The 14,267-nt window shown below is 74.5% G+C and carries 14 protein-coding genes and 1 other RNA gene; 9 read left to right on the forward strand and 6 right to left on the reverse strand.

All coding sequences use genetic code 11. The annotated features are described in order from the left end of the window. Positions 1-6 precede the first annotated feature (6 nt). On the forward strand, positions 7-741 hold the full coding sequence (locus EV386_RS03335) for a zinc ribbon domain-containing protein (RefSeq protein ID WP_130412314.1): 735 nt from the start codon (positions 7-9) through the stop codon (positions 739-741). Further along, a complete protein-coding gene (locus EV386_RS03340; protein WP_130412316.1) occupies positions 738-1,946 on the forward strand; it encodes a bifunctional RNase H/acid phosphatase in 1,209 nt (402 codons plus the stop codon). Before EV386_RS03335 ends, EV386_RS03340 begins: the two co-directional genes overlap by 4 nt. Before the next feature lie 21 nt (positions 1,947-1,967). On the opposite strand, the gene EV386_RS03345 is transcribed toward EV386_RS03340, so the two are convergent. The 5 genes from EV386_RS03345 to EV386_RS03365 all read right to left on the reverse strand — a co-directional run bounded on the left by EV386_RS03345 (position 1,968) and on the right by EV386_RS03365 (position 6,196). Continuing rightward, positions 1,968-2,792 carry a YaaA family protein gene (locus EV386_RS03345; RefSeq protein WP_130412318.1) on the reverse strand — a complete coding sequence of 275 codons (825 nt, stop codon included), beginning with the start codon at positions 2,790-2,792 and terminating at the stop codon, positions 1,968-1,970. Between the two features lie 68 nt (positions 2,793-2,860). After that, positions 2,861-3,640, reverse strand: coding sequence for an ABC transporter permease (locus EV386_RS03350; protein ID WP_130412320.1), 780 nt, complete (start codon positions 3,638-3,640; stop codon positions 2,861-2,863). Further along, positions 3,637-4,698 carry an ABC transporter ATP-binding protein gene (locus tag EV386_RS03355; protein WP_130412322.1) on the reverse strand — a complete coding sequence of 354 codons (1,062 nt, stop codon included), beginning with the start codon at positions 4,696-4,698 and terminating at the stop codon, positions 3,637-3,639. Before EV386_RS03355 ends, EV386_RS03350 begins: the two co-directional genes overlap by 4 nt. Before the next feature lie 146 nt (positions 4,699-4,844). Next, positions 4,845-5,810: a permease prefix domain 1-containing protein gene (locus EV386_RS03360; protein ID WP_130412324.1), complete on the reverse strand. Its 966-nt coding sequence runs from the start codon at positions 5,808-5,810 to the stop codon at positions 4,845-4,847. After that, entirely contained in the window at positions 5,807-6,196 is a 390-nt protein-coding gene (locus EV386_RS03365) for a PadR family transcriptional regulator (RefSeq protein WP_130412326.1), read from the reverse strand. Before EV386_RS03365 ends, EV386_RS03360 begins: the two co-directional genes overlap by 4 nt. A gap of 91 nt (positions 6,197-6,287) precedes the next feature. Between EV386_RS03365 and rnpB the strand changes: the two genes are divergently transcribed. The 4 genes from rnpB to EV386_RS03380 all read left to right on the forward strand — a co-directional run bounded on the left by rnpB (position 6,288) and on the right by EV386_RS03380 (position 8,735). After that, positions 6,288-6,680: RNase P RNA component class A (gene rnpB / locus EV386_RS03370), an RNA gene on the forward strand. A gap of 228 nt (positions 6,681-6,908) precedes the next feature. After that, entirely contained in the window at positions 6,909-7,082 is a 174-nt protein-coding gene (locus EV386_RS18190) for a hypothetical protein (RefSeq protein WP_165399821.1), read from the forward strand. Positions 7,083-7,229: 147 nt separating this feature from the next. Further along, on the forward strand, positions 7,230-8,204 hold the full coding sequence (locus EV386_RS03375; protein ID WP_130412328.1) for a calcium/sodium antiporter: 975 nt from the start codon (positions 7,230-7,232) through the stop codon (positions 8,202-8,204). 192 nt (positions 8,205-8,396) lie between these two features. Continuing rightward, the gene (locus tag EV386_RS03380) at positions 8,397-8,735 is read left to right on the forward strand and encodes an STAS domain-containing protein (RefSeq protein ID WP_130412330.1); all 339 of its coding nucleotides are present in this window, start codon (positions 8,397-8,399) and stop codon (positions 8,733-8,735) included. Between the two features lie 22 nt (positions 8,736-8,757). On the opposite strand, the gene ppgK is transcribed toward EV386_RS03380, so the two are convergent. Further along, positions 8,758-9,540: a polyphosphate--glucose phosphotransferase gene (gene ppgK / locus EV386_RS03385; RefSeq protein ID WP_130412332.1), complete on the reverse strand. Its 783-nt coding sequence runs from the start codon at positions 9,538-9,540 to the stop codon at positions 8,758-8,760. 27 nt (positions 9,541-9,567) lie between these two features. Here ppgK and EV386_RS03390 point away from each other — a divergent pair, with 27 nt between their 5' ends. Genes EV386_RS03390 through EV386_RS03400 form a run of 3 tightly spaced genes read left to right on the forward strand, consistent with a single transcriptional unit; the run spans position 9,568 to position 14,258 of the window. After that, on the forward strand, positions 9,568-9,795 hold the full coding sequence (locus EV386_RS03390) for an SPOR domain-containing protein (RefSeq protein ID WP_130412334.1): 228 nt from the start codon (positions 9,568-9,570) through the stop codon (positions 9,793-9,795). Between the two features lie 42 nt (positions 9,796-9,837). Beyond that, a complete protein-coding gene (glnA, locus tag EV386_RS03395) occupies positions 9,838-11,175 on the forward strand; it encodes a type I glutamate--ammonia ligase (RefSeq protein WP_130412336.1) in 1,338 nt (445 codons plus the stop codon). Further along, positions 11,172-14,258: a bifunctional [glutamine synthetase] adenylyltransferase/[glutamine synthetase]-adenylyl-L-tyrosine phosphorylase gene (locus EV386_RS03400; protein WP_130412338.1), complete on the forward strand. Its 3,087-nt coding sequence runs from the start codon at positions 11,172-11,174 to the stop codon at positions 14,256-14,258. Before glnA ends, EV386_RS03400 begins: the two co-directional genes overlap by 4 nt. Positions 14,259-14,267 lie beyond the last annotated feature (9 nt).

A 14,267-nucleotide genomic window follows, 5' to 3' on the forward strand; every position in this document is an offset into this window, starting at 1 on the left:
CCCGCGGTGACCACTGCAGCCCCCGAGGACCAGCTCCGGCTGCTGTCCCTGCAAGCCCTCGACACGCGCGCGCAGCAGCTCGCCCACACACGGCGCACGCACCCGTCCCTCGCGCGGATCGCCGAGCTCGACAAGCGCATCGCTGACCTGCGCGGCTCGCTCGTCGACTCGCGCACCGCGGTGAGCGACCTGGAGCGCGAGCTCGCCAAGTCCGAGGCCGACGTCGCCCAGGTGGTCGCGCGCGCCGCCAAGGACCAGCAGCGGATCGACGCGGGCGCCCTCGGCGCCAAGGACGCGCTCGCCGTGACCGAGGAGCTCGCCTCGCTCGGCCGTCGCCAGTCGGCTCTCGAAGAGGTCCAGCTCGACGTCATGGAGCGGCTCGAGGCCCACCAGGAGGCGCTCGACAAGGTCGAGGCCGCCCACCAGGAGCTCGTCGACGCCAAGAGCGCGGCCGAGGCCGAGCGGGACGCCGCCTTCGCCGACCTCGGCGCGCAGGCCGCGGCGCTCGCGGCCGAGCGCATCGAGGCCGCCGGCGGGATCGACGCCGCGCTCGTGACGCTCTATGACCGCCTGCGCGCGCGCCTGGGAGGGACCGGAGCGGCCGCGCTGCGCGGCGGGCGCTGCGAGGGCTGCGGGCTCGAGCTCAACCCGGGCGACCTGGCCGCCGCGCGGTCGGCGGCGGCCGACGAGGTGGTGCGGTGCGAGGAGTGCGGTCGCATCCTCGTGCGGGTCACCGAGTGACGGCGCCTGTCGGCGGGCCGGTCGGCGACCAGGGCGCGCGGGAGCTGGTGGTCGAGGCCGACGGCGGCTCGCGCGGCAACCCCGGGCCCGCGGGCTACGGCGCGTTGGTGCGCGGCGTCGACGGCGCCGTGCTCGCCGAGCGGGCCGGATACCTCGGCGTGGCCACCAACAACGTCGCCGAGTACACCGGGCTGCTGGAGGGACTGCGGGCGGCGCGCGAGGTCGACCCCGCGGCGCGGGTGCGCGTGCGCATGGACTCGCGGCTCGTCGTCGAGCAGATGACCGGCGCGTGGCAGATCAAGCACGCGGCGCTGCGGGCGATCGCGACGCAGGCGCGCGCGGTCTTCCCGGCCGGGCAGGTCGAGTACACGTGGGTGCCGCGCGCGGAGAACTCGGCGGCCGACGCGCTCGCCAACGAGGCGATGGACACGCGCGAGCCGCGCATCGTCCGCGATCACGCCACGGGACCCGCCGGCGCCGGGCATGCGACGGCCGAGCCGGGCGAGACGCTGGGGGCGCGGACGGACGACGAGCCGGGGTGGCGCCCCTCGGGCGCGTTCTCGGCGCTCGACCCCGCCGACGCCCTGACGCTCGTGCTGGTGCGCCACGGCGTCACCCCGCTGACGCTGGTCGGCGGGCTCTCGGGTGGCCAGGTCCCCGGCCCGCCGCTGACCGCCGAGGGCCGCACGCAGGCGGCCCGCGCGGCCGACGCGATCCACCGGCTGCGCGAGGCGTGGCCCGACCTGCCTCGCCCGAGCCACATCGCCGCCTCGCCCATGGTGCGCACCCAGGAGGTCGCCGCCGCGGTCGGACGCCGCCTGGGACTGCCGGTGACCGTCGACGAGCGCCTGCGCGAGATGGAGTTCGGCGACTGGGAGTCGCTGACCCCGGCCCAGGTCGAGGAGCGCTGGCCCGGCGACTTCGAGCGCTGGTTCGCCACGGGCACGTTCGCGCCGCCCGGCGGGGAGTCGTACGAGCAGGTGGGCGTGCGCGTCGCGGCTGCGATCGAGGACCTGCGCGCCGCCGGGACGGGTCGCACGGTCGTGGTCGCAGGGCACGCGGCGATGATTCGCACGGTTGTCGGGCGCGCGCTGGCGATGCCCCCCGCGCGGTGGTCGAGCCTGCGTGTGCCCCCGTGCTCGCTGACGATCCTGCGCTACTTCTCGGCCTCGACCGAGGTCGTCACGGTGGCTCACCCCACGTGACCGCGCCGGCGACGGGGGCCCTCAGGCGATGACCAGCTCCAGCGTCGCGGGCGCCGTGCGGGTGCGGGCGGGGTGGAGTGCGGCGGCCACCAACCGGTAGCTCAGGCCGCTGCCGACCTGCGTGCCGATGACCGCGCCCTCCAACTCGCGCGCCGCGGCAAGCAGCGCGTCGGCGCTTGGCGGCGTCGCCCCGGCGCGCCGCAGCAGGTGGCCCGTCAGGACGCCGCGTGTGTGCTTGGCGTTGTGCGAGACGACGGTCCGGCGCCCGTCCGCCTCGCGCACCACCCGCACACTCACCCACTCGGCCGTGCCGGGGCGGGGCCTCCACGCTGCGGCGTAGGTGGCCGAACGGCAGTCGACGACGACGTCGCCCGCCGCGCGCGCGTCGAGCGCGTCGCCGAGCGGTCCGCGCCAGGTCGCCGCGAGCTTGCCGACGCCGGGCAGGTCGACGCCCATCGACAGCCGGTAGGCGGGGATGCGGTCGCCCGGCGCGACGGCGCCCCACAGGCCTGAGAGCACGCGCACGTCGTCGGTCGCCGCAAGGCCGTCGCCCACCGCCCGGCCGAGCCCGGCCGCCGCGTACAGCACACCGGTGTAGACGAGCGCGGCCGGCGCCGCGGGCTCGGCGCGCAGCCGGGTGTTGCGGGCGACCTCGGCGGCGAGCGACGCTCCCACGCCGAGCGTCGTGGTCGCCTCGGGCTCCGCGCTGGCGCGGGCCAGCGCGTCCAGCACGCGCGCGCGGTGGGCGCCGAGCGCGTCGTCGTGCGAGAGCGCGGCGAGGTCGACGGGCGCGGCGCCGTCGGGAGCGGCGGTCTTGCCCTCGGACGGGGGAAGCAGCAGGAGCACGGCGCACCACCCTACGTGTCCGCCGTGCTCCCGCTGCGCGGGCGCCGGTCAGCGCCGGCGGTGATCGGTCACGATGCGCTGCGGTACGCCCGGAACGCCGCGGTCGCGAGCCCCGTCATCACCACGGCGAGGGCCGCCAGCAGGCCGAGCCGACCCCAGACCAGTCCCCAGTCGGGGGAGGCCGTCAGCGCCTCACGGCCCGCGACCACCGCCCAGTCGAAGGGGTTGACCCTCGCCGCCGTGGCGACCCAGCCCGCAGACAGGCGCGTGTCCATCACCGCCGAGGACAGGAACATCAGCGGGATGGTCAGCCCCTGCGAGATGCCGATCAGCGCCTCCTGCTGCCGGGTGACCAGCGCGACGGCGTTGGACATCGCCGCGAACACGCACGTCAGCAGCACGACGCCGAGCAACAGCACGAGCAGGCCCGCGCCGCCGCCGTCGAACCGCGCCCCGCACGCCCACGCGACGGCGAGCACCACGAGCGCCTGCGCCACCGCGACCGCCGAGAACCAGACCAGGCTCGCGACCTGGATCGACATGCGGCTGGCGGGTGACGCGAGCAGGTGGTCCATGACCCCGCGCTCACAGTCCTCGACGATGCCCGTGCCCGCCCACGCGGCGCCGAACATGGCGGTCATCATGACCACGCCGGGCGTGATGAACTCCAGGTAGGTCGCGCCGGGCGCGACGAACCCCGGGATGTCGACGACCGCCTGGAAGAGCTGCCCGAACAGCAGCAGCCAGATGAGCGGCTGGACCACCTGCATGGCCGCGAAGACCGGGACACGCAGGGTGCCGCGCGCCGCGCGTGCGGCCAGCATCGCGGTGTGGGTGACGGCGCTCATGCCCCGACCGCCAGGCGCGCGGAGTCGGTGTCGAGCGGGCTCCCGGTGTCGCGCGGATGTCCGGTGTCGAACGCATGCCCGGTGTGGTGCAGGTACACGTCGTCGAGGCTCGGGCGCGCCAGCCCGGCGGCCCGCACGCGCACGCCCGCGGCATCGAGCGCCGCCAGCAGCGTGGGCAGCGTCACGGCGCCCGACGCCGCGCGCGCCCGCAGGAGGCGACCGTCGACGCCGACCTCGCTGAGCCCGTCGACGCGCGCGGCGACGCCCGCGGCGCGCGCGGCGTCGTCAGCCTCGTCCAGGTCGACCGTGAGGCCGTCACCGTGGAGCTGGTCCTTGAGCGCGTCGGGCGTGCCGCTGGTCACGACGCGCCCGCGGTCGACGATGACGACCTGGTTCGCGAGGTGGTCGGCCTCGTCGAGGTAGTGGGTCGTGAGCAGCACGGACATGCCGGCGTCCGCCGCGAGGCGCGACACGAGCGCCCACAGCTCCGCGCGCGCCTCGGGGTCGAGGCCGGTGGTGGGCTCGTCGAGGAACAGGACGGCGGGGGAGTGCATGAGCCCGACCGCGACGTCGAGCTTGCGGGCCATGCCCCCGGAGTAGGTGCGCACCAGCCGGTCGGCCGACGCGCCCAGGCCGAAGGCGTCGAGCAGCTCTCCGGCGCGCGCCCGCGCCGCGTGGCGGCTCAGGCCGTGCAGCCGCCCCGCGAGCTCGAGGTTCTCGCGGCCGGTGTCCAAACCGCGCGTGACGGGCCGCTGCGAGACGTAGCCGATCTCGCGCCGGACCGCCGCGGCGTCGCGCACGACGTCGTGGCCCGACACGCGGGCCGTGCCGGCGTCGGGCAGGGAGAGGGTGGCCAGGATGCGCACGGTGGTGGACTTGCCGGCGCCGTTGGGGCCCAGCAGGCCCAGCACCGCGCCCGGCTCGACGACGAGGTCGACGCCGTCGAGGGCGCGCACCACGCCATGGCGCGAGCGGTAGGACTTGGTCAGCCCTGCGACCTCGATCGCGGGGCCGGGGGACGTGCGGGGGCGCTGCGGCAGCGCTGTCGTGATGGGCATGGGGTCTGCCTCCTGGAGTGGCTCATGGACGAAGCCCGGCGCCCCCGTAGGGTGGGAGTGCGTCTCGGATCCGGCGGAGTGCCGGGCTTGGGTGCGGTCCCCGGGCGGTGGCAGCCGCCCGGGGACTTCTGTGTCAGCGCGGGTTGTCAGCGCTGCGTGTCTTTGCCGAACAGCATCTGGGCGAGCAGCAGCATCGTCACGGCCCAGGCGGCGACGAGTGTGAGCCACGACCACCGCCAGGTCCACACGACGCCGAGCACGGCCGTGACGACGAACGCCATGACCCAGATCACGGCGGTGTACATCCCGAAGCGGGCGGCCGCGGCGGGGTCCTGCGAGAACCGGTCGTCGCCGTGGTGCGCGCGGGCGGCCTCGCGCGCCCATGCCTTGGTGCGGTTGGTCTGGGTGACGCCGAGCCAGGTGAGAGCGAGCGCGCCGAGCACGAGCAGCACGGCGCCGCCCAGCGGCCAGGCGGCGCCGGCGTCGAGGTCTGCGTCGAGCAGTGACGTGGTCACGACGCCGCCTCCGGCCACCGCGAGCGCCGTCGCCGTGCCGTAGCCGGCGGCCCGGCCCGCCGGGACGGGGTGGTTGCGCGTGGTCTCCTGGCGCAGCGACGACCCCACGATCCATCCCGCGGCGATGGCGGCGAGGGCCGAGAGCCCGAACGTCGCGGCGGTCCCGGTCAGGGCGAGCACTCCCGCGAGCACGAGGGCGAGCGCCGCGACGGCGCCTGCGGCGACGAGCGCGGCGAGCGTGACGGAGACGACGAACGACGGGCGGGGCCGGACGTGGTGCAGGGCGCGCAGGCGCTCGGCGACGGCCCAGGCGGGCGAGCCCTCGTCGGCCACGGGGTCGGGCGCGGTGTCGGGCGCGGGGTCGGCGGCGCCGCGGCGGCCGGCGGACGCGCCGGACACCTCGGCGACGAGCGCTCCGACGTCGCCCAGCTCGGCGACGGCGCGGCGTGCGGCGTCGTCGGCCGACAGGCCCGAGGCCTCGAGCTCGGCGGCCCGGTCGAGCAGGCCGGCGCGCATCTCCTCCTTGAGGTCGGCGACCTCGGGGGACTGGGGCACGCCCGCGAACGCCTCGTCGAGCAGGCGGTGGACGGTGGTCATCGGGGCTGACCCTTTCGGTGAGTGTCGGAGCGCGTCTCAAGCAGTTCGTCGATGACGTCGCGGGTGGCGACCCACGCGGCCACGCTCGAGCGGTAGACGGCGCGGCCGGCGTCGGTGATCCGGTAGTACTTGCGGCGACCGCCCTGGGACTCGTCGCCCCAGTACGCCTCGACAAGGCCGTCTTTCACGAGGCGGCGGTAGGTGGCGTAGAGGGTGGCCTCCTTGATCTCGTGGGCCCCGCCGGTCGCGTCACGGATCGTCTTGTAGATCTCGAAGCCGTAGCGATCGCCGGAGCGCAGCGCTCCGAGCACGATCGTGTCGGTGTGCCCGCGCAGCAGGTCGGCGGCGAACGCGTCGTCGGCATGGTCCGGGGGAGGCTGTGTCACAGCAAGTACTGTATGTCATCAAGTACTCGACCACAACACCCTTCGCGGTGCCGGGCGCACGCGCCGAGGCCACTACACTTCGAGGCGCGGACGAGTCGGTCGGACGGTCGCGTGGCCCGGAGACGGGCCCCGAGGAACGTCCGGGCTCCGAAGGGCAAGGTGGTGGCTAACGGCCACCCGGGGCGACCCGCGGGACAGTGCCACAGAGAACAGACCGCCACCCGGCGCGAGCCGGGCGGTAAGGGTGAAACGGTGGTGTAAGAGACCACCAGCGCGCCTGGTGACAGGCGCGGCTCGGTAAACCCCACCTGGAGCAAGGTCAGACAGACTGCGGTTGAGGGCGGCCCGCCCGACTCCCTCGGGAGACGCAGTCGGGTAGACCGCTTGAGCCCTGCGGCGACGCAGGGCCTAGATGGATGACCGTCACCCGCCTCGGGGCGACCTGAGGCGGGCACAGAACCCGGCGTACAGACCGGCTCGTCCGCACCCACCCCGCACTCACCCCACACCCGCGCGGGCCGTCTCGCGGCGCCTCGACGCCGCCCGGCACAGTCGCCGTCGGCCCCGGGCGCACATCGGCGTGTGTGGCCCGCCGTTGTCGCCGTTCGGCACTCACCGTGCCCTCGGCGCCCACTCAGATGGCCGTCGACGCTCTCAGGTGTGCCCACGTTGAGTCGGAGTGTCGTCCTCGAACCCGAGGAGGACGACCCCGATGACGACGACCACCGCAGCCCCCACGACGCTTCGAGAGCTCGACGACGTCGCGACCGCGCTCGCGCGCACCGCGGCAGCCCCCACGGCCGCGCGACGCGCCCTCGCCCGCCCGCTCATCCTGGGCGCGATCTTCGGCGTCGTGCTCTGCCTGCCGATCTTCACCGTCGGCTGACCCCGCGATCGCGTCGGCGCGAGGCCCCGGCGCGCCGCCCGCGGCTTTGTGGCCTGTCCGCACCGCCGCAGGATGCGACACGAGACGCTGACCAGCGTCCATGTCGCCGTGCGGCAGGGCACGATGGTCCGCGGAGGTGGTGGCCCTGTGACGGTCCTGACGCTGCTCGGCGGCTTGGTGTTCCTCATCGGCGGAGCCGAGTTCGTCGTGCGCTACGGCACGCGCCTGGCGCGCCGACTCGGCATCTCCCCGCTCATCATCGGCCTCACCGTCGTCTCGATCGGGACGTCGGCGCCCGAGCTCGCCGTCGGCATCGACGCGATGTCCCGTGGGCAGGGCTCGCTGGTGCTCGGCAACATCGCCGGGACCAACATGGTGAACCTGCTGCTCATCCTGGGCCTGGCGGCAGCCATCCGCCCCATCACACTGCAGCGCCAGACCTTCCGGCTCGACCTGCCGGCCATGGTCGGCTCGGCGGTCCTCCTGCTGCTGCTGTCGCTCGACGGCGCCCTGTCGACGTGGGAGGGCGTGCTCCTGCTCGCCATCGCGATCGGCTATACGACCCTGCTCCTGGTCACCGCACGGCGTGAGGCGTCGTCGGGGGTCGCCGCCCGCGTCGAGGCGGCCCACGCCGACGAGGAGGCGCTGCCGTCCACCATGCGGTCGACGGCGGCCGACCTGGCGCTCCTGCTGGCGGGCATCGCGGTCATCGTGCTGGGGGCCGACTGGCTGGTCACGGCCGCCGTCGAGATCGCCGAGGTCTTTGGGGTCTCGGAGACGCTCATCGGGCTGACGGTCGTGGCCATCGGCACCTCGCTGCCCGAGCTCGCCACGACGATCACGGCGACGGTGCGCGGCGGCCGGTCGATCGCGGTGGGCAACCTCATCGGGTCGAGCACCTACAACCTGACGTTCATCCTCGGAGGCTCGCTGCTCTTCGGCCCCTCGGTCGTCGACGTCGACCCGCAACTGGTGAGCGTGGACCTGCCGCTCATGGCGGGCGCGGCGCTCCTGTGCGTGCCGGTCTTCCTCACGGGGCGGCGCATCTCCCGGGTTGAGGGCGTCGCGTTCGTCCTGCTCTACGGCGCCTATCTGACGTACCTGATCGCACTGCGCGGCTGAGCGACCCGTACGTCGCCGCGCCCGTTCGCGCAGGGCGAGATGGGATGAAAACTGCGGGTCTTGCGCCAACAGGTCGCAAAGCACTGTTCCGTGATGTCCCATCTTGGGTGTACGGTCGCAAACACGCGGCAAGGACGCCGCCCGCCCGCACGGTCGACAATCCGGCCGGGGCAAGGACTGGAGGGACAGGCAATGACTGTCATAGGCACGCGCGTCGGAGGCATCGACCTCGTGCGCGGCGCTGAGGCGAGCGTGGTTCAGATGTGGGGCGAGATCGACGCGGCGCTGCGCGCCGAGGCGGGCCAGGCGCTCGCCGGCGCGCTGGAGCGAGATCTTCCCGTGGTGGTCGACGCGACGCGCATCGGCTTCATCGACTCCGCCGGTGTGGCGTTCTTGGTTCAGATGTGTCGGCTCGGCCGCGACGAGGGGCTGGCTGTGACGGTGCGCAACCCGCCGGCCGCCGTGGCCGACGTGCTGCGCATGGTCGGGGTCGACGGCGTCATCCGGGAGGACCGGGCGCGCATGCGGTGACCCTCGCCGCCCGGCGGGCGCCTCAGCGCTTGCGCCGCTTCTTCTTCGCCCGCTCGGCGTCCGACGCCGCCAGCGCCGCCGCCCCGACGATGCCGGCGGCGTTGCGCAGTTGCGCCGGAATGATCTCGGCGCGCAGGTTGAGCAGCGGCAGGAACTGAGCGTGCTTCTTGGAGACACCGCCGCCCACCACGATGAGGTCGGGCGACAGGAGCATCTCGACGGTCTCGAAGTACCGCTGAAGGCGCTGCGCCCACGCGGGGAAGTCGAGCCCCTCGCGCTCGCGGGCGGAGTCGGCCGCCCGCGACTCGGCGTCGAACCCGTCGATCTCCAGGTGGCCCAACTCGGTGTTGGGCACGAGCACGCCGTCGACGAGGAGCGCCGAGCCGATGCCGGTGCCGAGCGTGACGACCAGCACCGTGCCGTCCTTCCCCTTCGCGGCGCCGTACCGCTGCTCGCCGATGCCCGCGGCGTCGGCGTCGTTGACGGCGGTGACCTCGCGTCCGGTCGCCTCGTGCAACAGCGCGGGCAGGTCGACGCCCTTCCACGACTGGTCGAGGTTCGCGATGAAGCGCACCACGCCGTGGTCCATGGGTGCGGGGAACGCGACGCCCACGGCGGCCTTCTTCGGCAGGTCGAACGACCCGACCAGTTCGGCGAGCACCTCGGCGACCGCCTCGGGGGTGCTGCGCTCGGGCGTCGGGATGCGGACGCGACCAGCCGCGAACGCGCCGGTCTCCAGGTCGACCGGAGCGCCCTTGATGCCCGAGCCGCCGATGTCGATGCCGAAGGCGAGATGCTGTGCCATGGGCACATAGTGGTGCAGGATCGAGACATGAGCGAGGAGAGCGATCCGGTGATGTCGCCGGAGTACTGGTTCAACACGCGCACCGGCGAGGTCGAGCAGGGGCGGCAGTCGTCGTGGAGCCACCTCATGGGCCCCTACCCGACGCGTGAGGAGGCCGCGCGCGCCCTGGACAGCGCGCGCCGCCGCAGCGACGCGTGGGACCAGGAGGACGCCGACTGGGCCGACGGCGGCGACGACGCAGGCCGGCGCGCATGACCGTGTCACTCGCCCGCAACAGTTGTCGGGCAGGATAGGCGCATGGACAGGCAGCAGGAGTTCGTGCTCCGCACGGTCGAGGAGCGCGACATCCGCTTCATCCGGCTCTGGTTCACCGACGTCCTCGGGGTGCTCAAGTCGGTCGCGGTGGCGCCGGCGGAGCTCGAGCAGGCGTTCGGTGAGGGCATCGGGTTCGACGGGTCGGCCATCGAGGGCCTGACCCGCGTGTACGAGGCGGACATGATCGCCAAGCCCGACCCGACGACGTTCCAGGTGCTTCCGTGGCGCGGCGACCGGCACGGCACGGCCCGCATGTTCTGCGACATCCTCACGCCCGACGGCGAGCCGTCGCTCGCGGACCCGCGCAACGTGCTCAAGCGCGCGCTGGCCCGCGCGAGCGACAAGGGGTTCACCTTCTACACCCACCCCGAGGTCGAGTTCTACCTCTTCGAGCAGATGTCGGGCCCCGACGCCCCGCTCGTGCCCGTCGACAACGGCGGATACTTCGACCACCTGGCCCGGGGGTCAACGCACGACTTCCGCCGCGCGGCGATCTCGATGCTGGAGTCGATGGGCATCTCGGTGGAGTACTCCCACCACGAGGCCGGCCCCGGCCAGAACGAGATCGACCTGCGCTACGCCGACGCGCTGACCACGGCCGACAACCTCATGACCTTCCGCACCGTGGTCAAGGAGGTCGCGCTCGAACAGGGCGTCTTCGCGACGTTCATGCCCAAACCGCTGGCGGCGCACCCCGGCTCGGGCATGCACACGCACGTCTCGTTGTTCGAGGGGGACCGCAACGCGTTCCACGAGCCCGGCGCGCAGTTCGAGCTGTCCAAGACGGGCCGCCAGTTCATCGCGGGCCTGCTCGTCCACGCGGCCGAGGTGACCGCCGTGACCAACCAGTACGTCAACTCCTACAAGCGGCTGTGGGGCGGCGCCGAGGCGCCGAGCTATGTGTGCTGGGGGCACAACAACCGCTCGGCCCTGGTGCGCGTGCCCATGTACAAGCCGGGCAAGGGCAACTCCTCGCGGATCGAGTACCGCGGCATCGACTCGGCGGCCAACCCCTACCTGGCCTTCGCGGTCATGCTCGCGGCCGGGCTCAAGGGCGTCGAGGAGGGCTACGAGCTGCCCGACGCGACCGAGGACGACGTCTGGGAGCTGACCGACGCCGAGCGGCGCGCGCTCGGCATCACGCCGCTGCCGCAGAACCTCGACGCGGCCATCGCGGTCATGGAGCGCTCCGAGCTCGTGGCCGAGACCCTGGGCGAGCACGTGTTCCGGTACGTGCTGGCGAACAAGCGGGCCGAGTGGGACGCGTACCGCGCGCAGGTCACGCCCTACGAGCTGCACCGCTTCCTGCAGTTCCTGTGACGCGCGCCGGTCGCCGCGAGAGCCCCACGCGCCGTCTGCTGCGGGCGGGGTTCGCGGACCTGAGCAGGTCGGCCGGGCTATGGGACGACGCCGCGCTGGTCGCCGTCCTGCCGGACGACGCCGACGGGGTGCTCGACGCGATCGGCGCGAGCGCCGACCCGGACCTCGCGCTGCTCCAGCTCGTGCGCCTCGCGGCGACGCCGGGCGCGCCCGAGCTCGCCCGGGTGCTCGCGGACGCCGGGGAGCGCCGACGCCGGCTGCTCGCCGTCCTGGGCGCCTCCGCCGCGCTGGGCGACGAGCTCATCCGCCGGCCTGAGCTGCTGGCGCACATCGGCGAGCCCGGCGTCGGCGCGGACCCCGTCGCCGTGCGCGCCGAGCTGCTGACCGCCGTCGGCGCCGACGCCCACGCCGCGGCGCCGGTGGCCGGCGCCGCGCCGGGACAGTGGCCCGACGACGGCGCCCGCACCGCGACCGACGCCCTGCGGCGCGCCTACCGCGCGCGCCTGCTGGACCTCGCGGCCGACGACCTGACGGCCACCGAGCCGCTGTCGCTGCTGCCGTCGGTCGCCGCCTCTCTCGCCGACCTCGCCGCGGCCGCGCTCGAGGCCGCGCTCGCGATCGCCCGCGCGCAGCACCCCGACCACGCTGCCGCTCGCCTGGCCGTCATCGGCATGGGCAAGACGGGCGGGCGCGAGCTCAACTACGTCTCGGACGTCGACGTCATCTACGTCGTCGAGCCGGGCGTCGGCCCCGACGGCGCCGCGGCGCCGGAGGAGCAGGCCCTCGCCGTGGGCGCCCGACTGGCCGCCACGCTGCAGAAGGTGTGCGGCGGCCCCTCGGCCGAGCCGGCGCTGTGGCAGGTCGACGCGGCGCTGCGACCCGAGGGCAAGGCCGGGCCACTGGTGCGCACGCTGTCGAGCCACCTCGCCTACTACGACCGCTGGGCCGCGACCTGGGAGTTCCAGGCGTTGCTCAAGGCGCGGCCCGTGGCGGGCGACGTCGAGCTGGGGCGCGCCTACCGCGCCGCCGTCGACCCGCTGGTCTGGCGGGCGGTCGCGCGCGAGCACTTCGTCGAGGACTCGCAGGCCATGCGCCGACGTGTCGAGCAGCACGTGCCCGCGGCCGAGGCGGACCGGCAGATCAAACTGGGTCGCGGCGGCCTGCGCGACGTCGAGTTCACGGTGCAACTGCTCCAACTGGTGCACGGGCGCTCGGATGAGGCGATCCACTCGCCCAACACCATCGCCGCGCTGTCCGCGCTCGCCGCGGCGGGGTTCGTGGGCCGTGACCACGCCGCACGCCTGGCGGTCTGCTACCGGTTCCTGCGCGCGCTCGAACACCGCGTGCAGCTGTTCCGACTGCGCCGCACCCACCTGCTGCCCACGTCCGAGGAGGACCTGCGCCGCCTCGCCCGCGCGCTCGGCCTGCGCGCCGACGGCGCACAGGGGCTGATCGAGCGCTGGCGCTCCACCCGCCGCGAGGTCCGCTCGCTGCACGAGGCGGTCTTCTACCGCCCGCTGCTTCCGGCCTACGCGCACCTGTCCGACGACGAGGTGTCGCTCGCCCCCGAGGCCGCACGACAGCGCTTCGCCGCCATCGGCTACCGCGACCCGGACGGAGCCACACGGCACGTCGTCGCGCTGACCGAGGGGACCTCGCGCCGGGCCGCGCTGCAACGCCAGCTCCTGCCGGTGCTGCTGGGATGGTTCGCCGAGGGCGCGGACCCGGACGCCGGACTGCTCGCGTTCCGCAGACTGTCCGACGAGCTCGGCTCGACCCACTGGTACCTCAAGCTGCTGCGCGACTCCGGCTCGGCCGCACAGTCGCTCGCGCACGTGCTGGCCTCCTCGCGCTACCTGGCGGACGCCATCGGACGCTCACCCGAGTCGGTGCAGTGGTTCGACGACCCGTCGGGGCTCGAACCGCGTGGGCCTGAGCGGCTGGCCGCGGAGGCCGACGCCATCCTGCGGCGCGCGCAGGAGCCCAAACAGGCCGCGACCAGCCTGCGCGCGGTGCGCCGCCGCGAGCTGGCCCGCACCGGGGCGGCCGAGCTGCTCGGCTTGCTCGATCCGGTCGGCGCCGCCGCCGCGATCTCCGACGCCGCCGACCTCGCGCTGCGCGGCGCGCTGCGGGTCGCCGAGCACGTCGCCCGCGACGAGCTCGGGATGGAGCAGGACCCGGCGGCGAACCCGACGCACATGCTCGTGGTGGCTATGGGACGCCTGGGCGGGCGCGAGATGGGCTACGGCTCGGACGCGGACGTCATGTTCGTGCACGACCCCGTGCCCGGCGCCGACCCGCAGGTCGCGGGACGGTTCGCCCTGACGACGGCGACCCGGGTGCGCGAGCTGCTCGGCGCCGTCGGGCCCGAGCCCACGCTGCCCGTGGACGCCGACCTGCGGCCCGAGGGTCGCCAAGGTCCGCTGGTGCGGACGTTCGCCTCCTACGCCGAGTACTACGAGCGTTGGTCCTCGGTGTGGGAGGCGCAGGCCCTCCTGCGCGCGCGGCCCGTCGCGGGGGCCGCGGTGGGGGGCCCCGCGAGCGAGCTCGCCGAGCGGTTCGTGGAGCTGGTCGACCCGGTGCGCTATCCGCAGGGCGGGTTGCCGCTCGCCCAGGTGCGCGAGGTGCGGCGCATCAAGGCGCGTGTCGAGGCCGAGCGCCTGCCCCGCGGCGTGGAGCCCGAGCGGCACCTCAAGCTGGGGCGGGGCGGGGTCTCCGACGTCGAGTGGACCGCTCAGCTCCTGCAGTTGCAGCACGCGCACGAGACGCCGTCGCTGCGCACGACCGGAACCGTCGCCGCGCTCGACGCCGCCGAGGCGGCCGGGCTGCTCACCGCCGACGACGCGCGGGCGCTGCGCGACGCGTGGGCGCTGGCCTCGCGGCTGCGCTCCGCCGTCGTGCTGTGGTCGGGCCGGGTCACCGGGGTGGCGACCGACGTGCTGCCGCACGACCGGCGCGATCTGACGGGCGTCGCGCGCGTGCTGGGCGACGTGGACAACGGCGCCGAGCTTGAGGAGCTGTACCTGCGCACGGCACGCCGGGCGCGCGCCGTCGTCGAGCGCGTCTTCTACGGCCAGGAGTAGCCGTCGCGC

It is taken from the genome of Xylanimonas ulmi (genome assembly GCF_004216535.1).
Lineage (GTDB): Bacteria > Actinomycetota > Actinomycetes > Actinomycetales > Cellulomonadaceae > Xylanimonas > Xylanimonas ulmi.